17 protein-coding genes are annotated in these 21,631 nt (G+C 43.5%); 10 read left to right on the top strand and 7 right to left on the bottom strand.

What is annotated here, in order from left to right; translation table 11 throughout:
* Positions 1-57: 57 nt before the first annotated feature.
* The 5 genes from W7W_RS0119015 to W7W_RS0119035 form a co-directional block, all read right to left on the bottom strand.
* Positions 58-669: a hypothetical protein gene (locus W7W_RS0119015; protein ID WP_010665232.1), complete on the bottom strand. Its 612-nt coding sequence runs from the start codon at positions 667-669 to the stop codon at positions 58-60.
* A 680-nt stretch (positions 670-1,349) separates the two neighbouring features.
* Positions 1,350-2,111: a TIGR03915 family putative DNA repair protein gene (locus W7W_RS0119020; protein WP_010665233.1), complete on the bottom strand. Its 762-nt coding sequence runs from the start codon at positions 2,109-2,111 to the stop codon at positions 1,350-1,352.
* A 117-nt stretch (positions 2,112-2,228) separates the two neighbouring features.
* Positions 2,229-3,476 carry a putative DNA modification/repair radical SAM protein gene (locus W7W_RS0119025; RefSeq protein ID WP_010665234.1) on the bottom strand — a complete coding sequence of 416 codons (1,248 nt, stop codon included), beginning with the start codon at positions 3,474-3,476 and terminating at the stop codon, positions 2,229-2,231.
* Positions 3,477-3,714: 238 nt separating this feature from the next.
* A complete protein-coding gene (locus tag W7W_RS0119030) occupies positions 3,715-4,533 on the bottom strand; it encodes an XRE family transcriptional regulator (RefSeq protein WP_010665235.1) in 819 nt (272 codons plus the stop codon).
* 77 nt (positions 4,534-4,610) lie between these two features.
* Positions 4,611-5,450 (bottom strand): helix-turn-helix domain-containing protein, encoded by an 840-nt coding sequence (locus W7W_RS0119035; protein ID WP_199898126.1) that lies wholly within the window; start codon positions 5,448-5,450, stop codon positions 4,611-4,613.
* Positions 5,451-5,546: 96 nt separating this feature from the next.
* Here W7W_RS0119035 and W7W_RS0119040 point away from each other — a divergent pair, with 96 nt between their 5' ends.
* Positions 5,547-6,962: a DUF1593 domain-containing protein gene (locus tag W7W_RS0119040; protein WP_010665237.1), complete on the top strand. Its 1,416-nt coding sequence runs from the start codon at positions 5,547-5,549 to the stop codon at positions 6,960-6,962.
* 519 nt (positions 6,963-7,481) lie between these two features.
* Positions 7,482-8,204: a YkgJ family cysteine cluster protein gene (locus W7W_RS0119045; protein ID WP_010665238.1), complete on the top strand. Its 723-nt coding sequence runs from the start codon at positions 7,482-7,484 to the stop codon at positions 8,202-8,204.
* A 405-nt stretch (positions 8,205-8,609) separates the two neighbouring features.
* Here the strand turns inward: W7W_RS0119045 and W7W_RS0119055 are convergent, their stop codons facing one another.
* On the bottom strand, positions 8,610-10,142 hold the full coding sequence (locus tag W7W_RS0119055; RefSeq protein ID WP_010665240.1) for an AbgT family transporter: 1,533 nt from the start codon (positions 10,140-10,142) through the stop codon (positions 8,610-8,612).
* 573 nt (positions 10,143-10,715) lie between these two features.
* Between W7W_RS0119055 and W7W_RS0119060 the strand changes: the two genes are divergently transcribed.
* The gene (locus W7W_RS0119060) at positions 10,716-13,634 is read left to right on the top strand and encodes a SprB repeat-containing protein (RefSeq protein WP_010665241.1); all 2,919 of its coding nucleotides are present in this window, start codon (positions 10,716-10,718) and stop codon (positions 13,632-13,634) included.
* Positions 13,635-13,837: 203 nt separating this feature from the next.
* Here W7W_RS0119060 and W7W_RS0119065 read toward each other — a convergent pair whose 3' ends face one another.
* The gene (locus tag W7W_RS0119065; RefSeq protein WP_010665242.1) at positions 13,838-14,065 is read right to left on the bottom strand and encodes a hypothetical protein; all 228 of its coding nucleotides are present in this window, start codon (positions 14,063-14,065) and stop codon (positions 13,838-13,840) included.
* A 47-nt stretch (positions 14,066-14,112) separates the two neighbouring features.
* Between W7W_RS0119065 and W7W_RS0119070 the strand changes: the two genes are divergently transcribed.
* The 7 genes from W7W_RS0119070 (at position 14,113) to W7W_RS0119100 (ending at position 21,587) form a co-directional block, all read left to right on the top strand.
* The gene (locus tag W7W_RS0119070) at positions 14,113-15,651 is read left to right on the top strand and encodes a carbon-nitrogen hydrolase family protein (RefSeq protein ID WP_010665243.1); all 1,539 of its coding nucleotides are present in this window, start codon (positions 14,113-14,115) and stop codon (positions 15,649-15,651) included.
* Between the two features lie 76 nt (positions 15,652-15,727).
* A complete protein-coding gene (locus tag W7W_RS0119075; RefSeq protein ID WP_010665244.1) occupies positions 15,728-16,171 on the top strand; it encodes a GNAT family N-acetyltransferase in 444 nt (147 codons plus the stop codon).
* Between the two features lie 7 nt (positions 16,172-16,178).
* A complete protein-coding gene (locus W7W_RS0119080) occupies positions 16,179-17,249 on the top strand; it encodes an alanine racemase (RefSeq protein ID WP_010665245.1) in 1,071 nt (356 codons plus the stop codon).
* Between the two features lie 268 nt (positions 17,250-17,517).
* Positions 17,518-18,570, top strand: a complete 1,053-nt coding sequence (locus tag W7W_RS0119085) for a CNNM domain-containing protein (protein WP_010665246.1) — start codon at positions 17,518-17,520, stop codon at positions 18,568-18,570.
* A 194-nt stretch (positions 18,571-18,764) separates the two neighbouring features.
* Positions 18,765-20,168, top strand: a complete 1,404-nt coding sequence (locus tag W7W_RS0119090) for an NfeD family protein (protein ID WP_025007240.1) — start codon at positions 18,765-18,767, stop codon at positions 20,166-20,168.
* A gap of 297 nt (positions 20,169-20,465) precedes the next feature.
* Complete coding sequence (locus W7W_RS0119095; RefSeq protein WP_010665248.1) at positions 20,466-20,687, top strand: hypothetical protein; 222 nt, start codon at positions 20,466-20,468, stop codon at positions 20,685-20,687.
* 120 nt (positions 20,688-20,807) lie between these two features.
* Positions 20,808-21,587, top strand: a complete 780-nt coding sequence (locus tag W7W_RS0119100; RefSeq protein WP_010665249.1) for a Rossmann-like and DUF2520 domain-containing protein — start codon at positions 20,808-20,810, stop codon at positions 21,585-21,587.
* The last annotated feature ends 44 nt before the right edge of the window (positions 21,588-21,631 follow it).

Consider the following 21,631-nt stretch of genomic DNA (forward strand, 5'->3'; position numbering starts at 1 on the left):
GAATAAACCGCTATCAATTAAATAGATACAATGCATTTTAACAAATATTAATAGACACTAGTGAATTACTTTATCAATATGCTGAGTGCAAACAGGGATGATAGAATAATTAATCAATTTCATTTCTTCTTGTGAAAGTTCGAGTTGCTTTGAAAGGGTATACAAAATTGATTGCTCGTCTGATGTGATTTTTCTATCTTCTCCGTTGTAATCATCATTTTCATAAGCCGTGGTTAAACACGCAGAGTAAATTTTATAGTCACGTAACCTTTGTGGCTCAATTTCTGGTTTCTCCGAGTTTAAATCTTTTTGAAAGGATTTCAGGTTCTTTTCAAGGTCTTTTAATTCTTTCTCATACAGCCGTGCAAACCAATCTTGTTTCATAACACAGTTACCATCCCTGGTTAAAATATCAGTTAGAATATCAAGCTGTGATGTAGTATGCACAAATTCACTATGGACAAACTTTTTGAATTCCCCTTCAACCACCGAAAAAACTTTTGAAACATTTATATTGTCCATGTTTTTTAAATCCTTGGAACCATCAATAAGAATTTTGTCAATCTGTCCACTTATTTTCGGATTTTCACTGATTATAGAATCAATAATCTTCAGAAAGGAGTTTTTCTCAAAAGAATTAAGTAAACCAAGTATTTTTTCGAGTTTCATTGTATTATGGATTTATCGATTTAAAAGTTTGAATTTATTAATTTTTTTAACACCTACATCTTTATTTAATTAAATATCGGTGATTAACTTTGTGGTTGAGACGAATAGATTATAGGGAAAAGCACTCATCCCTTTATTTTTAGCGCCTGCAATCACAAAATTCTTCTTTACCCTTATTTTAAGTAAGAATTCATAGCTCAAAAAATTATTTATTCTTGAGATTACTGACACCTTCACTATCATTTGCGTCTGAAAGGGATTCCAGACCGGGTGTGAAAATATCACCTAAAAAGAAAGTAAGATGGCATTACGCTCCTCAATATATATGGATAAAAAAAATAACGCATAACAATGACATGCTTTCCCGATCCAACAATTCAATAAAATTTATTTGGCAAATATCCACTATCTTACCTCCATCAATCAGCTAAAAAATCACTTTTCACCTACCAGAAAACTGTTACTTACCTCCTTCATAACTTGTTCTCTATAAAGCAATAGTTCAATCATTGTTAATTCATTATAAAGTCATATTAAATTCAGTTATAATTGAATTTAATTCGACTTTACTATGACTTTATATTGAGTTTAATATGACTTTGATCAATAACAGGTAGAAAGCTGGTACGAAGCAGATACGGACTTGCCTTTTGCAGGTAACTCATCAACGAATCAGCACTTCACCGCTTCTCCGTCAAATGCTTCCAGAACCGTTTAGGCATAAACTGGCGTTGAAGTCGGGGATTCGCCCGTTCCTTGATGGCAATGTGTTTAAAGTAACTGCGCCACATTTGCTGCCATTGTTGTTCATCTGCACTTTGGGCTTCAAGGGGAAGACTACCGGTTTCTTTATCGAAAGCAGGATTATCAATGGTAATTTCCTCCACAACTTTAGCATCGTAGTAATAACCGTATTTCCTTACTGTGTCATATATAAGCCAGGACTGATCGGAGAAGCGGGACTCAAAGTGATTGAGTGTCATGGGCAACACATCGTATTTGGGCGACACCGGGGCAAACCAGGTACCATCGGCGGTCTGTTCAAATCGGAGAAACATATACAACCGATGTACTTCTCTCAAAACCTTCCGCTCCATCTGAGTAAACCGCAACACCTCTTCCACCGACAAGTCTCCGGCGACGTTCTTTTTATTATCAAATAGTTGCCTAAGAATAAACAACATCAAATCTTCCACTCCGCTCTCTCTGGATAAAAACACATGCATAAGACGCTGACACAACTGCTTACCACCTGCTTTGGCTATCCCTTTCCAGACGCGGCCTGCCCGATCATCTGCAGTTTTCACCTCTATGGTTTCTTCAAACAGCCCAGGTGCAACTTCGGGAGGCACAATCCTGGCAGGAAACCGTCCTCTGTCCCAGATCTCAAAAACAGCGGAAAGAAAACCGGGAAATGTTCCGTCGTATTGGTAGTTGATCATGATTGCAGATTAAGTTAAAGATGCCTTTAGATATAAGTTAGCAAGGCAAAAGGCAGAAGAATTAGTTAAATAATTTTCTCAAGAGCATTTTAAGAACAAAATTCATCTACAAAACGACTAAAACAATTTGAGTTGCACAGTATCCGGAGTCAATTTGCGGGCTGATTTATCCAGAAACATCATCCTCAAATGATCCGGTTGATAATCCGGAGCTTTGCGCCCTCCAAGTTCGCGACAGGTAATAAAAAAGCGCGCCCGTTTCATTACAACACCCATTTTCTTCAACAGGTACGAAGAAACATTTCCATATCGACGTGCAGAAAGAATCAGCCTTGCACTTTTGGGGCCAATTCCCGGCACCCGGAGTAGGGTATGCAAATTGGCCTTTTGAATGTCCACCGGAAAGATTTCCGGATGGCGCAGCGCGTAAGCCAGCTTGGGATCCAGTTCTAAATCCAGATCAGGATGAGTATCATCTACAATTTCATCAACTCGAAACTCATAAAACCTCATGAGCCAGTCTGCCTGATAAAGTCGGTTCTCGCGCTTTAGCGGAGGGGCAACAAGAGCCGGCAGACGACTGTCCGATGTATTGGTATGGATATAGCCGGAATAATAGACCCGTTTCAGCCGGTTTTCGGTGTAAAGATTACTGGCCAGTCGCAGTACCTGATTGTCCGAATCGGGCGTAGCTCCAATGATAAGCTGGGTGCTTTGTCCGGCAGGAACAAACTTCGGTGCAGGTTTTGAATTCCTCCTGACCGGGAGGTATTCCTGCTGAGCTTCGTTGATGAGATGCATAGGCTGCAACACGCTGTTGTAATCTTTTTCCGGAGCCAGGTATTTCAAATTTTCCTCTGAGGGTATTTCAATGTTCACACTCATGCGATCCACATACAGACCGGCCTCCCGGATTAAAGCATCATCGGCACCAGGGATAGCTTTAAGATGAATATATCCGTTAAAGCGGTGTACCAGGCGCAAATCCTTTACCACTTTGGTCAGCCGTGCCATGGTATAATCGGGATTACGCATTACTCCGCTGCTCAGAAACAATCCTTCGATGTAGTTACGACGGTAAAAATTAATGGTGATATCCACGAGCTCTTCAGGCGTAAAGGCTGCCCTTGGAATATCATTGTTTCTGCGGTTGGCACAGTAAGCACAATCGTAGATACAATGATTGGTAAACAAGACCTTGAGCAGAGAAATGCAACGACCATCATCGGCAAAACTGTGACAGATCCCGGCAGATACTGCTGATCCCAGTCCACCGGTACTTTCCCGCTGACTGCCGCTGGTGGCACACGAAACATCATATTTCGCCGCAGATGCCAGAATTTTTAGTTTTTCGATTTTATCCATACGGTAATTGATTGAACGGTGGAATCGATGAATAATAGGCAGGGAGAACAGAGCTGAGCGCATGGGGCTATGTGCATGGGGCCTGTTGCAGAAAGCGAGACACGGGGGTACTTATAGCCACACGACCGTGCGTCTATACCCAAATCCAAGTGACGCAAATGACCCTAAAAACAGCGGAAGTTCCACAACTTACCCCAACTTACCGGGGTAACCGGCTCTCCGCTCCATGCTCTATGCGCTAAGCCTCATGCGCCCCGCCCTTCAGCAAATGCTCTTTCAACTCTCCCACATCACTCTGAATGTGGCTGATTGACCGCATCAGATGTTCCACTTCCACCTTCCCCTGCGGCAGTTCGGGACTGATGTAATGAACAAACCTCCAGATTTCCCGGATTTCTTCCACTGCCAGATCATAAGGCTCGTAAAGAGGGTTGAGGCTGACACATTTCACACTTCCTTTTTCCTTTATTTCATTCTGAATAATCTTAAATGAAATACCGTCATCGCGGGTAAGGACCACACATGCATCCCCGTCTTTTATGGTATGCCAGTCGAGGATAAACTCTCCGGTAATCCATGCACCACTGGGAACCGGCAACATGGAATCTCCACTGATTTGAAAGGTCCGGTATTTCTTTTGTTGATCCAGGAAAGGCAAACGAAAGACCGGCAGTGAACTGATGTATTCAGGATCGGAAAACCCGGTAAGATAGCCAGCCTTGGCTTTTTCAGGTACCAGTTCGATGTTTTCCTCATTATCGGGCCCTACTGTAGATGTCAACACGCGTAACCGTGAGCCACGCACATAAACGTCATTGCCTCCTTCCAGGTCTTTCAGCTGGAAATTGGTCAGTTTTCCCAAATCCACCCGAACAAGGGTATCCATGGAAAGCCCGAAATAATCAGCCAGCGAAGTGAGCACATCTAATGGCGGACCCGATACTTTATTCTCATAATTATTGAGTGTGGGACGTTTGATTCCCAGGGCCGAAGCCAGGTCGCCCTGGGTAAGGCCCTTGCGTTTGCGTAACAGCCGAAGATTGAATGCAAAATACATGCTTAGTTTTTAATCGTAAAACAAGATTAGTTTTTAAACAAATATATATAGCAGATATCAAATAATCAATAAAAGAATCAAATAAATCCGGAAAAATTTTTCCTGTACTCCCTGGGAGTACATGTGTTTATTCTTTTAAAAGCTGCATTAAACCGGCTTATTGAATTAAAACCACATTCGTAACAGATATCCGAAATACTCGAATCTGTTGATATCAGTTTCCGCTGAGCCTGACTGACTCGTTCCTGCATAATATATTCAGTCAACGTCAGTCCAAAAGTTCTTTTAAAAACCGAATTTGCATAATCAGGATGTAAACCTGCTTCATAACCAATATCTGCCACTTTAATAGGACGATCAAAATTTCGGGCAATAAATAAAGCAATTCGTTCTATCTGGCTGATTTCACCATCAGATATCTTTATCGTTCCAGAAGCATTTGTATCTGATACTCTGTCGGCCATTCGCAATAATCGTGCACGCACTTCCAGCAACGAAGCATCTACCCCCCTATTCTCAGCATAATCATCAATCCATTGCTGAAAAATAAACTTATCATAATGGAAATATTTACCCGATTCATCAATCAAAATCTCCCCCTTTAGTACTCTGTCAACAAATACAGCCGGAAATCTCCACTCCAAAAACCGTGAAAGAGGAATGGTTCCTACAAAGTAAGGAGCTGATTCAGAGAAATCAACAATCTGATGCGGCACAAGCCCCCAAAACAGGGCAAAACTCTTTGGGGGAATGGTTACTCTGGCACCTTGAAAGAGATAAGTAATGTTTCCCTCAGGAAAAAAATTAATTTCAATTTCATTATGTCTGTCAGGTTTTCTCATTACATCGGGCACCCAAACTTCAAAGGTCAGCCCATACGGCTTAAATCTGTCCCGGTTTTCATTAAATCTGTGCAAGATCTCGGAATTCGGCATATATATTTTAAAATCAGATTAGTTTTAATCGGAATGCGAGACTAAATTTACACTTTAAAATGTAAAACAATACTAAGTATGAAAAAGAACTGGTTATTTTTTATTCTGCTTATTTCAATAGTGCAGGGAGCCGTATCCCAGAAAAATAAGTCTCTACAAATTAATCCCTCCGAACTGAAACCACGAATCGTGGTACTCACAGATATCTCGACCTGGGAACCAGATGACAGTGAGTCGTTGGTCAGACTCCTGGTCAACGCGGATCTTTTTGAGATTGAAGGACTTGTTTACACCACAGGCTGGAGCCTAGAGGAAACCCGTGACGACTTTCTCCAACTTATTCACGACAGGATTGATGCCTACGAAAAGGACCTTCCGAATCTTATGAAACGATCAGCACAAACAAATTTCAAACAGGATGAATCAAAACAGGAAGTCGGCTACTGGCCCAGTCCTGATTATTTAAGATCCCGTACTATGACAGGCAGCCAGAAAAGAGGCATGGAGCATATCGGAGAAGATAACATTTCGAACGGAAGCAACCTGATTATTAATCAGGCTGACGAGAACGACGACCGTCCTTTATGGATATTACTTTGGGGTGGTGGCAATACCCTTGCACAAGCCATCTGGCAGGTTCAGGAGCAAAAAGATGAGAATGCCCTCAGAGGCTTCCTGCATAAAATCCCAACCTATGCAATTACCGACCAGGACAGATCTTACAAAAGCGGCACACCCTATAACACCAGTTCCCAGCAGTGGATACGCACAGAATTTGAAAAAGATCTGATGTATCTCTGGGATGAATGCGCCTGGAAATATCAGAATGGAACCGGACGAAAAAACTGGGAAGCGTATGCACATCACATTCAAAGTAAAGGAAACCTGGGAAAGCAATATCCAAAATATAAATACGGAGTAGAAGGAGATACTCCCTCATTCCTCCATGTCATTCCCAATGGACTAAATAATCCGCTTGCTCCGAATCAGGCCGGATGGGGTGGCTATTTCGAATGGGGTATCGGACCTGACAGCATCTCCAGTGCATATACCAATCATAAAGGGAAAGCTTTTGAGATTTGCAACAAATATGAAGATCGTTTTTATCCGGCCACTTTCAATGATTTTGTTGCAAGAATGGCCTGGGCAGACCGCGGTGAAGGAAACCGAAACCCGCAAATAATACTGAACGGAGACAAAAACATTTCTCCCATACATATTAGCCAAAAACCCGGAAAAAAAATAAAACTTGATGCCTCAAAGTCTCATGATCCCGATGGAGATCAACTCAGGTTCAAATGGTGGATCATGCCTGAAGCAGGAAACTGCAGTGAGAAGATTACAATCTCTGACAATCATTCAAGTTCAATAAAATTAAGCATACCCGGGGAATCTGATGGTCAGACTTTTCATGTGATATGCGAAGTCACCGACAACGGGAAGCCGAATCTAACCAGTTACCGACGAATCGTTGTTCATTCAACTTCAGACTAACAACCATCTTCTTCATATCTTTCGTATCTTGTTCGATCAAATTTTTGATAGTTAGTTTCTGTCCATAAAGTACCACTTGCGTCGTTACGCTTGCCGCCAAAATACTCATTTACGATTAGTAAACTCCTTTTTTGGCGACTTGCGCCACCGCTAAAGCTTTAGGCGGCACGCGGTCGCAAGCCTAGCAACTGGCACTTTCTGACCAGAAACATGACTAAAAACAAATTTTGCTTAGTTTATGGACAGACTCTAGTTAGTTTCTGTCCATAAACTAAGCGTTTTTCACGTGTTTGAACTAGAAAGTTCAAATTCAAGGCGTGTGAAAAATCTAAACCGCAGAATACTAATGTATTTGAGGATTTAGATTTTGAGCAACAACGCAGAAGTTGGACTTTATAGACAAACACTAGTTAGTCTTTGCAGGGAAACACCAACTACTTCGTCATTCTCGTGTTTGGCGCTTTCTTATCAAAGACTGAACAAACTTAAATTTTCTTGCAAGCATTATTTACAAAAGATATGACTCAACAAATACGTCCTGAAGGTTTCGAACAAATTTTCTTTGCCGATGGCAACAACCTGAGCAAGGCCTATCCCGTGCAACAGGATCTCTCAAAATTAAAAATTGCCCAGCGACAGCTCTATCACAATGTTGATTTGCTGATTGATGCCTTTTCGCAACGCTGCGAGAGTGACAATGTACCGGTGGCCTGCCATATGGGTTGCCAATGGTGCTGCCATCAGGCCGTTTTTGCCACCACCAACGAAATGGTGGTACTGGTGGATTATCTGGAAAAAAGATTTTCGCCAGAAGTGATTGGCGAGGTAAAGCAAAAAGCAAAGGCAAAAGAAGAAAAACTTTCCAGTCTGTCACCCAAAGAAGCATTAAACACCAGTCACCCCTGTCCGTTTCTGAGAAAAGGCAGCTGCATGGTTTACCCGGTGCGCCCACTGGGATGCCGCATTTATCTCTCCTCGAATGAGAAAAGTTGTCATGCAAAATTCCTGAATCCGCAGGATCCCCAGGCTGTTCCTGCCCTTTTTGATTTCACCCTGAAAGCCGGGCGACAACTCAACGAAGGATTTGCGACGGCATTGAAGGAGGAAGGCCTCTCCGTGGAGGAACACCGCATTGAGCACATTCTTATCAAGTTACTGGAGTCTCCGGATAAAAAAAATGAATGGCTGCACGGGGCAACCATTCATGATAGTTTTCCTTTTGATGAAATCTCTGAAGACTAGTTCATATCTCTCATTAAACCTACCTAAGACATAAAACAGTTAACACTATTGATTTCAATTAGTTCTATTTATGTATTTCTTTTAAAGGAATACATAATGTTGCTATGTTTTTAAAAGGCCAAAGATCTTTAAGCAATAGCCTGGTGCAACGCCCCACGAAAATTGTAATAAATACTCCCCCTCTCATTATTGGTCGCGTTGCGACCAATAATGAGAGGGAAGTTGGGGGATACCTTTAAACCCAGGGCGTTGCCCCGGGCTATTGCTTTCAGGCCTTCAGCCTGCTTACACCTTCCCTGTTTATGTAAAAGGTAGGCTATAAAATTCAAGACATTAAAAAAACACAGGTTTTCTTTCAGCTTTAAGCTACTTCTGCCTTCTGCCTTACAACTATAAACCTGATAATTAGTTAGGCATCACATATTCCAACCCTGCACCTGGCCCCAGCGGAAGACCAAAAGTCAGCCAGATTACCAGCAGGATACTCCATCCGATAAAGAACGCGATAGAATAAGGTATCATCGTGGCCATAACAGTTCCCAGTCCTGCCTTTTCATCGTATTTATTAAAATAGGCAATAATCAGAGCAAAAAAGCTCATCATAGGCGAAATGATGTTGGTCACTGAGTCTCCGATGCGATAAACCGCCTGGGAGAGTTCGGGTGAATATCCCAACAACATAAACATCGGCACAAAAATAGGTGCCATTATCGCCCACTTGGCCGAAGCACTTCCCATCAGCATATTAATTGATGCCGACAAAAGCACAAATAACAACATAAGAGGAATTGCTCCTAAATCGGCAGCCATCAAAGCTTCTGCTCCATTCACTGCCATTATTACCCCCAGGTTACTCCACTTAAAGTAGGCCACAAACTGGGCTGCGAAGAAAACCAATACAAAATAGGTCGTCAGCGTACGCATACTGTCGGCCATGCTTTTGGCAACGTCAGAGTCGTTTTTGAACTTCCCCATCACGGCACCGTAAACAATTCCCATGGTACCGGCAATCAGAAACAACAAAGCAATCACACCTCGAATAATGGGAGAAGACAAAATACCTCCATCTTCTCCTCTCAGAAGGCCATCTTCAGGAATAATACCTATAAGAATAATGGTTACCCAAACCACAAAGACCAAAAGACTCCAGAGTAATCCCTTTTTCTCTTTAGATGACAATCGTTCCAGTTTCTCGTCTCCTTCGGGACCGTCATACTTACCAAAACGGGGAGCAATGACTTTCTCGGTAACCCAGGTGCCTACTGTGGCAATCAGAAAAGTGGATACAATCATAAAATAGTAGTTGGCCGTAGGGTTGACCTCATAGGCCGGATCTATAATGCGGGCGGCTTCCTGCGACAATCCTGCCAGCAGGGGATCCACGGTTCCCAATATCAGATTGGCACTGAAGCCACCGGAAACACCGGCAAAGGCGGCTGCCATTCCCACAATAGGATGTCGGCCGACAGACTGAAAAATAATTCCTCCCAAAGGTATCAGAAGCACATAACCTATGTCGCTGGCAAAGTTGGAGAGGATTCCTGAAAATACCAGTACAAAAGTGAGCAGACGCTTGGGCGATGACAGCACCAGCAGGCGAATAAAAGCTGCTATCAGACCACTCGACTCAGCAATACCAATTCCCAGCATGGCCACCATCACAATCCCCAAAGGGGCAAATCCGGTGTAGTTCTCCACCATTCGATCCATAATCATGGCAATGCCCTCTTTACTGAAAAGATTCACCACCTGAATGGTTTCACCGGTTCCGGGATGCTGAACCGTCCATCCCAACCAGGCGCCTACAGCCGATAAAATAAGAGCTGCCAACGCGAATATTCCAAACAACGTCGCAGGATGCGGAAGAGCATTCCCCCCTTTTTCCAGAATATTAAGGAACCTGTCAAAAAAACTTTTCTTCTTAACTTTTTCACTCATGCGTAATGCTTTAAATATGTATAGATAGTCGTTGTAATAAAACACCAACTACTTCGTTATTCTCGTTTTTGAAACAGTCGTTTACGAGAAGTAAACTCCTTGTTTTCAAAAACTTCAAAAGCCTCGTATTTGGCGCATTCTTATCAAAGACTGAAAAAAACCTTGGTTTTATTACAGACACTAGCCTGAACTATTCATAAATTATCTATTACAATGCTCAACTACCGGCTAAATACAGGCGTCCTCAATAAAATTGACTCGAAAATAAATTTTTATTCCCTTCATCAATTTTCTTTGCGGTTGCCCGTATTTATTGGTATTTAAACATCTCATGACGAAAACTTATGAATAGACCAGCAGGCTAGATAAACTTTTCCGGCCCGAAAATATAAAAATATCGTTACAACCAAACTGACAGATGTTTTCCAACCCCGCAACTTTTTTTTCGTCTCAATAATGACACACCAAAGGGATAAAAGTTTAAGATCCTTACACCAACAATAGATTTCCTTTGATTAATGTAACTTTTTGCCGCTTTTTAAGTATGTACATTATTATAAAATCTTTTTGAACATGGGCCCATTTTACCACTTATTTCCAGCCAATCCCGCCTTCCTGCGCAGGATTCCGGCGCTTATTATTTTCGGACTATTTTTGTCCGGCTTCTTTACCACAACTTCTGCTGCCAACGAAAAGGATTGCAGTGAGGGTTTTACCACGACCATCGAATCTGTGGAAATTCAGGGTCAATGCATTATTTATGACCTCCTGATAGAAGCTACAGGAGAATCTAAATTTGCGCTTTCCCATTTTGTTGCTGCCATTCCCTGTGGCAATATTTCTGATGCCTCCAATTCCCGCGGATGGAAGATGGAATACCCTGTCACCGATCCAACCACGGGCATTTCAGGGATAAAAGTAGATGATATTGAATACTTTGGCGAAAACGGCAACGAAACTTTTCGGTTGACCTTCACCGTTTGTGCCAGCGACGAATCGTGTCTGGAACTGCTCACTGAACAAAATCTGGAAGTGGCCTACAAAGCAGGCACATGTATCACTTCGGAGACCATTCCATCTGCCGTTCACCCGCTAAGTGCCAATTACGAGGTCACACACCTCAACTGCTCCGGAGAAGCCAATGGCAGCATTGCTGTCACCGTAAACGGGGGTGTTCCTCCCTATCGCTTTCAGTGGTCTAATGGTGCCACCACCCAAAATCTGGAAAATATTCCATCAGGAGTTTACAACCTGACAATCACGGATGCAGCAGACAGCACTATATCGCTTTCAGCACAGGTGAACAGTCCCGCTCCCATCAGCATCACCGCATCGCAAACCAACACCGGATGCGGACAGAGCTCGGGCACAATCGACCTGACAGTTACGGGCGGAAAAGCCCCCTATACATTTCAGTGGAACAACGGTGCTGTTACCGAAGATCTCAACAAGCTCTCCGGCGGGAATTTCAGTGTCACCATTACCGACAGCAATGGTTGTCAGCAACAGAAATCCTTTACCATCAGTGAAACCTCTTCGATTGAAATTGATGTCACTCAATCCAACATTCAATGTCACGAAAACGGCACAGGAAGTATTGAAACAACTGTATCCGGGGGGACTGAGCCCTACTCATTTCTCTGGTCTACCGGCGACACCATTCCAAATCTCACCGGACTATCAGAAGGCACCTATTTCCTCTGGGTTACTGATGCCATTGGATGTACACAATCCAGCCAAATATCAATAATCCGGGAACAGCTGATTGCTGAAATCACATCGACCAACACCGGGTGTCTCGAAGATAATGGCAGTGCCACTATCACAGACATCAATGGAACCGCCCCTTACGACATTGCCTGGAGTACAGGCGACACAACACTTACCGCTGAAAATTTGACGGCGGGCAACCACACCGTTCAGATTACTGATGCCAATGGATGTGAGATTTCCGAAGAAGTGAACATCGGCCGGGAAGAAGGTCCTCAAATCAATGTATCTGCTGAATGGACCGGTTGCACAGCCGATGACTCAATTTATGTATCCCTGAATGCAACAGATGGTCAGTCACCCTACGAATGGACGGTCAACGATATGCCTTCTGCTTCTGAATTTTACCTCAGCGAAGCCGGAGATTTGGTGGTTACTGTGACTGGAAGTAATGGATGTGCCAACACTGAAGCGGTGACCGTTTCACCATCCACTCCGGGCCCTGAATTCCGCCTAAGCGTCATAGATGCCAGCTGCACCAACCCGGAAGGTGCGGCCTCCGTAGTATTGGAAAACGCCACAACTTTGCCTGTTTACTGGGACGGCATTCAGGGATCGACCTACAAAAGCGGTCTCCAGCCTGGAAGTCATGAAGTCACTGTGACAGATGAAGATGGATGTGAAACCACCAGAACATTCTCCATCAGCGAAGTCATTGTTCCCACAGCAGAAATTCTGACCACCATCACTACAGTGGACTGCGAAAGCAACAACAATCAACTGACGGCCAGCGCCACCAATGCCGAAACCATTGAGTGGGAATTTGAAAGTGCCGACAGCTCGTGGTTCTTTACTTCAACAACTGAAGAAGCAGCCTCTTACACCTCAGGTACCGGAAGTGCCATTGCTTTCATCCATGCAACCAGCAGCAGCGGATGCATAGCTTCAGATTACATACTGCTTGAATGCAGCGGAGCATCCCAGCCTACCGACTCTATTGATGACGGGACTGACAATGAACTGCCTGACGATGGCTCTCCTGATGATTCCAATGGCGATGACGGTTCTGAAGATGATAATCAGGACGAAGACAACGGAGACGATTCTGTTGACACTCCTTGCAGCGGCGGATGCTACGAAGTATCGGCAGAACCGGTAATCTCAAACGGACAGGATTGTTTTGCCTACAGTTATACCATTACAAGTGATGGATCGTGCCGTTACGATTTATCACACCTCATCATTGAACTTCCGGAAGGTCAGGTAGCCTCTAATGTTTTCAATTCTATGTATTTCCCCATGGAAATCAATGCCACAGACCCGAAATCCGGAATTTATGGTATCAAAGTAGATGAAGTGAAGGGCTTTGGAGAAACCAACACAGAGATGGAAGTCAGCTTTGAAGTTTGTCACGAACCACTTCAAATGGAAGCAACCAGGCTGGCTTTCAAAGCCGGACAATGCCTCGACATCATAAGCTTTGAGCACGACAACGATCAAACGGCCTCTTCTATGGATAAAGGAGAAATTGATCTCAAGGTTTATCCTAATCCCTCGCCATCAAAAGTCACATTCTCATTTACGGTTCCAGCCACAACAGATGTAACCATCGATCTGTACGATGTTGCAGGCAACAAAGTGGAAACCGTTTTTGATGGAGAAGCTCTTCAGGATATCAATTACGAAATCCCCGTGCAACTGAACAGAAGCCCGGAAAAACTGTTTTATTACAATATGCAGGCAGGAGAAGAGCAGAAAAGCGGGAAAATTCTGAGGTATTAAAACACTGTTTTTTAACCTCCCCAGGGACATCGGATTAAAACATGAAGGATCGCTTTAACACAAATCATTTCAACAACTTTTTTCAATAATAAAAGCATTACAATGAAAGAACGCTAACAAAGTACCCCCTCAATACAAAGAAGATGAGCTGCGGAGCTGCGAAAGAACAATTATTTTTTTCTGTCGCAGGCCTGCAGCTCTTTTTATTTGGCAGAATCATTTTCTTCTGCCACTCTGGCCCCGTTCATGACACTTAAACTACCTTGTACATAAAAACACGTATGGTTTAAACAGGCTGAAGGCCTGAGAGCAATAGCCCTGGGTATAAAGGTATCTCCTACGCCTTCATTATTGGTCGAAACGCGACCAATAATGAGATAAGAAGTTATCAATACCCAATCGAAATATTTCCGATCAACGAAAATATACATTCGAAGAAAATTTGTATATTTTCGAGACATCAAAAAAAACAAAGAGTATGAGTGAAGAGATTGAAAAAGTAGAGCTACGACAACTAAATATCGACGATTACCAGGAATTACGCACCACAGAGGAAGAGGCTTACCGCAATTGGGAAGGCCCCGCCTGGGATGAACAAAACATCCGCACACTCCTGGATATCTTTCCTGAAGGACAGTTGGCCGTATTGGTGAATGACAAGGTAGTGGGATGCGCGCTTTCTCTTATCGTCAATTATGAACGTTTTGGTGACGAACACTCTTACAACGAGATTACGGGCAACATGACCTTCAGCACACACAACCCGCGTGGTGATATTTTATACGGAATTGATATTTTTATTCGCCCAGAATACCGTGGCTTACGATTGGGACGCCGACTCTACGACGCACGCAAAGAGCTGTGCGAACATCTTAACCTTAAGGGAATTGTATTTGGCGGTCGCATTCCCCACTACCACAAGGTATCGGAAGAGATGACCCCAAAAGAGTACATTCAGAAAGTCAAATACAAAGAGTTGTACGACCCCACGCTGACATTCCAGCTGGCCAATGATTTTCACGTCAAAAAAGTGCTGAAAGGGTATCTGCCGGATGATCATGAGTCCAAGGAGTATGCGGTATTGCTGGGTTGGGACAATATTTACTACACCAAACGGGGTAAGGAGCTGTCCCAGACCAAATCCATTGTACGATTGGGACTGGTACAGTGGCAAATGCGCCACTACCCCACAGTGGACGATGTGTTTGAACAGGTGGAATATTTTGTGGATGCCGTATCGGCTTACAAAAGTGATTTCATCCTGTTTCCGGAATTCTTCAATGCCCCGATGATGGCACGTTACAACCAGATGTCAGAACCGGAAGCCATTCGTCAGCTGGCACAGTACACCGAGGAGTGCCGCGACCGGTTCGTGCAGCTGGCCATAAGCTACAATGTCAACATCATAACAGGAAGTATGCCCCTGATAAGGGATGATAAACTTTACAATGTCGGGTATGTGTGTCGTCGCAACGGAACATACGACATGTACGAAAAAATCCATGTTACCCCTGACGAGGTAAAATCCTGGGGGCTCTCGGGAAGCGACAAACTCAAGGTATTTGAAACCGACTGTGGAAAAATAGGGGTACTGATATGTTACGACGTGGAATTCCCCGAGCTTTCCCGCCTTCTGGCCGAGCAGGATATGAAAATACTTTTTGTCCCATTCCTTACCGACACCCAGAACGGCTACAGTCGTGTACGGTATTGTGCCAGAGCCCGCGCTATTGAGAATGAGTGCTTTGTTGCCATGGCCGGATCGGTCGGCAACCTGCCGAAGGTCTCGAACATGAACATTCAATATGCCCAGAGTGCCGTATTTACTCCTTGCGACTTCGCCTTTCCCACCAACGGTATCAAAACCGAAGCCACCCCCAACACCGAGATGATTCTGGTGGCCGATGTAGATCTGGATTTGCTCTCGGAACTGCATGCTTACGGAAGTGTAAGAAACCTGCGCGACCGTCGCACCGACGTATTTGATCTGAGATTGAAAAGCGGACTTATTGAATAATGACAGAACAAATGTGTTCTGTTGAACATTTTTCCCAAAAGTCAGTTTATTTTACGACAACATTAAAATAACAACTATGTACAAAACCAATATTTTCAATCCGGAAAACCGGCCCTCTGAACCCCAAAAACAGGAAATTATTGATTTTCTCTATACGCATCTCGATCGTTTTGGCGATCCTAAAGAAGACATCAGCAAAGCCATTGATTACTCGTTAAAACTCTCTGATTCCTTCGGAGGATTTGTTCTTGAAATGAGAGACGACAATCAGGTTATCGGTGCTGTGGTAATAAACAAGACCGGCATGGACGGTTATATTCCCGGGAACATCCTGGTTTATATTGCCATGCACCGTGATTATCGTGGCAAAGGACTAGGGAAAGACCTGATGGAGAAAGCTCTGAACGAAGCTGCAGGAGACGTAGCACTGCATGTGGAGCCCGACAACCCGGCAAAGAAACTTTACGAAAGACTGGGCTTTACCAATAAGTATCTCGAAATGCGTTACAAACCACAATAACCAGACCATGGCATTTATCACTCTCGACAGAAAAAAACTCAAAGAAAACTATAACTACCTCAACAATCTTTTTGGAGAACACAACATCGATTGGGCCATAGTGACCAAGATGCTTTGTGGCAACAAAGCCTACCTTAAAGAGGTATTCGATCTGGGCATCAAACAGGTTTGCGACTCCCGGGTATCTAACCTGAAAGCCATAAAAACAGTGAACCCGGAGATGGAAACCATTTACATCAAGCCGCCACCAAAACGCTCCATCCCAAGTATTGTTCGTTATGCCGATGTGAGCATGAATACCACTTTTGAAACAGTTCAGCTGCTTTCGGAAGAGGCCAGACGCCAGGGGAAGACTCACAAGATCATCATCATGGTGGAGATGGGCGAATTGCGTGAAGGCGTGATGCGCAATGATGTGGTGGACTTCTACTCCAGAGTCTTTGAGATGCCCAACATTGAAGTCATCGGTATCGGCACCAATCTCAGCTGCCTTTACGGAGTATTGCCTAATCAGGACAAACTCATTCAGCTGAGCCTTTACAAACAGCTGATAGAAAATAAATTCAACAAGAAAATACCTTTTGTTTCCGGTGGTAGTTCGGTGACCATTCCCCTTATTCATCAAGGATTGCTGCCCGAAACCATCAATCACTTCCGTGTGGGAGAAACCCTTTTTCTGGGCACCAATGTTTACGATGGTTCCCAATTTGACTTCATGCACAATGATGTCATCAAAGTTTATGCAGAGATCATTGAATTGTTTGAGAAACCAACAGTTCCACAAGGCGATATGGGCTCCAACCTGGAAGGCGAAACCTTTGAATTCGATCAGGATAAATCCAACGAACGATCATGCAGAGCACTGATAGACCTGGGACTGCTGGATATTGAGGAAAAACGGCTCATTCCTGCCAACGATTCATTTGACCTGGCCGGAGCCAGTTCGGATATGATTGTTGTTAATCTGGGAGACAACGAGCGTAACATGAAAGTAGGTGACCTGCTGGAGTTTAAAACCGACTACATGGGCGCGCTCAGATTACTCAACTCAAGGTATATCGATAAGCGGGTAATTTAGCGTTTAGCTACCAACTTCAGCCGCAGGGCGGCGGCAGAATGGTAAAAAAAACAATTCTATAATGTGACAGGAGCTGCAGAGCTAGGTCAAAACCAAAAACATTTGCCGTCACAGCTCTGCAGTTCTTGTCATATTGAATTACTTTTGTATAAATGCGTCCCCACAACACTGCTACAGCTAATTAACTTCCACCACACTCCCGTTTGCCCCAATCCATGATTTGCTTATATTTGTTTACCAGCAAAAATACTGACAAATAAAAGCAGCAATGACATTACTGATTTTATACTTAATTCTTGCACTTGGCGTATCTTTTCTGTGCTCTATTCTGGAAGCGGTATTATTCTCCACAACAGCCTCCTACATCGAGATTAAAAAGATGCAGAATGTAAGAGGGGCTCAATTATTTTCAAACCTAAAAACCAATATCGACCGTCCCATTTCTGCCATCCTGTCTATCAATACCATAGCCCACACTGTGGGGGCTGCAGGAGTAGGAGCCCAGGCAGTTTATGTTTTTGGAGAAGTCTGGTTTGGAGTAATCTCGGCCATTCTTACGCTATTGATTCTCATTGTTTCCGAGATAATCCCCAAAACCATTGGTGCCACGTTCTGGCGCAACCTGGCCATTCCTGCGGGTTACACCATTCGTATTCTGATGATCATCGCCTATCCGCTGGTAATTTTTTCGGAACTAATCACCAAACTCATGCCTAAAAGCAAGCATCCCTCAACGGTTAGCCGTGAAGAGATTGAAGCCATGTCATCAATTGGGGCCAAAGAGGGAATTCTAAATCAGGATGAAGGAAATATTATCCTTAACGCCATGCGTCTGGATATGATGCGGGTGAAAGAAATCATGACTCCTCGAACAGTAGTCGTAGCCTGTCCGAGAAATATGACCTCTGCAGAATTCATTGACCATAAGGAATATCTGGAATACAGCCGGATTCCGGTATTTAAGAAAAACATCGATGACACGGAGGCGTATGTACTCAAGGCAGATGTTCTGGAATCGGTAGCCAGAGGAAATTGTTCTAACGCACTTCATCGTATCGAAAGAATGATTAAAATGGTTCCGGAAGCAATGAATCTCAGGCAACTCTTTGAAGAAATGATTTCCGAAAATGAGCACACCGCTCTTGTAGTCAACGAATATGGCGCCATGGAAGGAATTGTCACCCTTGAAGACATCATTGAAACACTCATAGGGCGCGAAATCGTGGACGAAACCGACACGTACGCCGACATGCAGGAACTGGCGCGGGAGAGGTGGCATGGAAAAATGAATAAGATTTATCCCCGATTCTGGCGCAAATAAGTAATTTAGTTTATAGTTTGTAGTCATTAGTCAGTAGTGAAAGGGGCACACCTGTCGTATATTGCCATCTTGAGAAGCAGGGATAAGAAACTCATCACGAAAATCCACAAATTAATCAGGCTAAGTGAGCACCTTTTTTTTAACTTAGTAAACTCAATTTCAGATTATTTTTTTAGACTATTACTCATAAAACTATGCGAAAGCTATTCTCTTTGTTCATTACCCTGGTTCTGTTTGGCACTGTTTTACCTGCCCAAACCAGTGAAGAAGCTGAGAACCTGATTTACCGTCTTCGGATCTTCAGCGAAATCAACAGTACCAGCTGGGTGCATACTCAAAATGCTTTTGATGAAGCAAAAGCAATGGAGGCCGATGCGATTCTCATTCATCTAAACACATACGGAGGCCAGGTGCTTTTTGCCGACTCCATCAGAACACGTATTCTCAACAGTGAAATACCGGTGCACGTGTTCATTGACAACAATGCAGCAAGTGCCGGTGCCCTCATATCTATTGCCTGTGACAGTATTTATATGCGACCGGGAGCAAATATAGGAGCTGCCACAGTAGTAAACCAGACCGGTGAACAAATGCCTGACAAATACCAGTCTTACATGCGCTCCACCATTCGCGCCACAGCCGAGTCGCACGGGAAAGACACCATCATCACCCCCACCGATACCATTATAAGATGGGTACGCGACCCTCAAATAGCAGAAGCTATGGTAGATGAGCGGGTTTACATCCCGGGGGTTATTGATACCGGCAAAGTGCTAACCCTGACTGCTCTGGAGGCCATCGACCTGGATTTTTGCGAAGGCACGGCAAACTCGGTTGATGAAGTGATTGAAAAACTGGAATTGAAACCCTACGAATTGAAAACCTACGAACCCTCTTTTTACGATGGACTAAAAGGTTTTCTGACGAGCCCGGTACTACAGGGTATTTTGGTATTGCTCATTATAGGGGGACTCTATTTTGAGTTACAATCGCCCGGAATTGGATTTCCTCTTATCGTATCCATAGCCGCGGCGATTCTGTATTTTGCACCGCTCTACATTGATGGATTGGCTGCTAACTGGGAAATTCTGATTTTCATTATCGGCATCGCCCTGATTGCCGTTGAGATATTTGCCATCCCCGGATTTGGCATAGCAGGAATTTCGGGAATAATAATGGCGCTGACAGGGCTGACATTGAGTTTACTTGAAAATACAGCATTTGACTTTTCACCTGTTGATACCACAGCTTTTTTCACTGCTTTGCTTACCGTCTTTCTGGGTATTTTCGGCGGTTTTATCGTAAGTATCTGGCTCAGTCAGAAAATTCTAACCACCACATCAGGTCCTTTCTCAAAACTGGCTCTTCAGACCACCCAGCCTTTGGATCAGGGATATGTAAGCATTGATGCTGATATGAAAAAGCTGGTTGGAAAAACAGGCAAAGCATATACAGTGCTGCGTCCATCGGGACGAGTAGAGGTTGAAGGAAAAATTTATGACGCCCGCGCTTCAGAAGGATTTATCGAAAAAGATGAAACAGTAGAAATTTCTGCATTCTGGTCCGGTCAACTGGTGGTCAGGCAGGTAGAGGAATAAAATTTGCAATTTAAATATTGCAATTTGAGCTTATTTTTGCTAACCTTAATAGAAGACAATCACAAAACGATAGTCTAAAATACTAAATTTCAGACAAGTAAAAAAACGACCAAAATTTCATTTTTTGGTCGTTTTTTTTGACAGGGGTGTATTACCATATCAAAAATCACTATTTTAGTTCATGAAACAGAGGAGCAATATTTGCTTTCCAACCGTTTCAACGTTCTCACAAATGCCACAAATAAAGGCACTTAAGAAATCTTTAATTTTATTAATTTATTAATTGAGAATTGAATCATGAAATCCAGGAAGCTGCCCAAAAAGCACAATGATGATTTCGATGCTTTCGAAAAACCAAAAAAATCGGGAGCTAAAGTAACTAAAGGTAAAAGATCCAAAAAGCCATCCATCTATGATGAATTGGATGAATTGCATGAAATGGATGATTTTGTGCTAAGCGACAGAGAGTACAGGGGTTTCGACGACCTCTATAGTGATGATGATGATGCCCTGTATTAAAGAGGCAATGTTGAACCATTTAAATAAAAAAGGTCACCTTCGGGTGGCCTTTTTTCTTTTTTCTAAAACATCACAAAAATTTCCCCTAAATTAGTGTTTCACAAAAATGCTGATTTATTTATGGTCAATATCACATCTGTAGTACTGCTGGGAACGGGAAATGTCGGGACCCATCTCGCAAAAGCGCTCACCGAATCGGGTATTGAAATCCGGCAGATTTACAGCCGATCACAGGAAAATGCAGAAGAGTTGGCACTGCCCAAACACATTCAGGCCATTTCCGATTTAAAGGAAGCGGATGCCACTGCCGACCTGTGGCTGATATCGGTTTCTGATGATGCCATTCCCGAAATCGCCAAATCACTTCCCGATTTTGATGGAATTGTAGCACACACCGCAGGAAGTGTACCCATGGAAGTCCTCTCCAGATTCAAAAAAAGTGGTGTTTTCTATCCGTTTCAAACTCTTAGTAAAAAAAGAAAAATAGATTACAACGATGTTCCATTTCTTATTGAAGGAAGCGACGAAGCAACCACACAAAAACTGCTTAAGCTGGCCGGCATCCTGTCTGCAAAAGTCAGTCGGGCAGATTCCACCCTCCGGGCCATCCTGCATATTGCGGCCGTTCTTTCCTGCAACTTTGTAAACCATCTTTACAGTTTGTCGGCCGACCTGTTGGAAAGCGGCGGTCTTTCGTTCAAATACCTGACCCCGCTCATCAAGGAAACCACACAGAAAATATTATACATGTCCCCTCGGGAGGCCCAAACAGGACCGGCAATCAGAAATGACAAGGAAGTTATGGATAAACATCTGCAGCGACTGGAAAACAATCCGTCACTCAGAGAAATATACCGGTTAATAAGCGATGACATATTAAAATACCACAAACGGGAATAAATTGTTATTTTCGCCTGACATTGCAGTCCCGGAACATTAAACAA

Source organism: Marinilabilia salmonicolor JCM 21150, from assembly GCF_000259075.1.
GTDB classification, from domain to species: Bacteria; Bacteroidota; Bacteroidia; order Bacteroidales; family Marinilabiliaceae; genus Marinilabilia; species Marinilabilia salmonicolor.

What these genes read in the sequence shown, in the direction of transcription:
- W7W_RS0119095 (WP_010665248.1), top strand. Translation starts at nt 20,466, where the DNA reads ATGAAATCCAGGAAGCTGCCCAAAAAGCACAATGATGATTTCGATGCT.
- W7W_RS0119080 (WP_010665245.1), top strand. Translation starts at nt 16,179, where the DNA reads ATGGCATTTATCACTCTCGACAGAAAAAAACTCAAAGAAAACTATAAC.
- W7W_RS0119075 (WP_010665244.1), top strand. Translation starts at nt 15,728, where the DNA reads ATGTACAAAACCAATATTTTCAATCCGGAAAACCGGCCCTCTGAACCC.
- W7W_RS0119040 (WP_010665237.1), top strand. Translation starts at nt 5,547, where the DNA reads ATGAAAAAGAACTGGTTATTTTTTATTCTGCTTATTTCAATAGTGCAG.
- W7W_RS0119020 (WP_010665233.1), bottom strand. Translation starts at nt 2,111, where the DNA reads ATGATCAACTACCAATACGACGGAACATTTCCCGGTTTTCTTTCCGCT.
- W7W_RS0119060 (WP_010665241.1), top strand. Translation starts at nt 10,716, where the DNA reads ATGGGCCCATTTTACCACTTATTTCCAGCCAATCCCGCCTTCCTGCGC.
- W7W_RS0119070 (WP_010665243.1), top strand. Translation starts at nt 14,113, where the DNA reads ATGAGTGAAGAGATTGAAAAAGTAGAGCTACGACAACTAAATATCGAC.
- W7W_RS0119025 (WP_010665234.1), bottom strand. Translation starts at nt 3,476, where the DNA reads ATGGATAAAATCGAAAAACTAAAAATTCTGGCATCTGCGGCGAAATAT.
- W7W_RS0119100 (WP_010665249.1), top strand. Translation starts at nt 20,808, where the DNA reads ATGGTCAATATCACATCTGTAGTACTGCTGGGAACGGGAAATGTCGGG.
- W7W_RS0119090 (WP_025007240.1), top strand. Translation starts at nt 18,765, where the DNA reads ATGCGAAAGCTATTCTCTTTGTTCATTACCCTGGTTCTGTTTGGCACT.
- W7W_RS0119065 (WP_010665242.1), bottom strand. Translation starts at nt 14,065, where the DNA reads ATGTATATTTTCGTTGATCGGAAATATTTCGATTGGGTATTGATAACT.
- W7W_RS0119085 (WP_010665246.1), top strand. Translation starts at nt 17,518, where the DNA reads ATGACATTACTGATTTTATACTTAATTCTTGCACTTGGCGTATCTTTT.
- W7W_RS0119045 (WP_010665238.1), top strand. Translation starts at nt 7,482, where the DNA reads ATGACTCAACAAATACGTCCTGAAGGTTTCGAACAAATTTTCTTTGCC.
- W7W_RS0119055 (WP_010665240.1), bottom strand. Translation starts at nt 10,142, where the DNA reads ATGAGTGAAAAAGTTAAGAAGAAAAGTTTTTTTGACAGGTTCCTTAAT.
- W7W_RS0119015 (WP_010665232.1), bottom strand. Translation starts at nt 669, where the DNA reads ATGAAACTCGAAAAAATACTTGGTTTACTTAATTCTTTTGAGAAAAAC.
- W7W_RS0119030 (WP_010665235.1), bottom strand. Translation starts at nt 4,533, where the DNA reads ATGTATTTTGCATTCAATCTTCGGCTGTTACGCAAACGCAAGGGCCTT.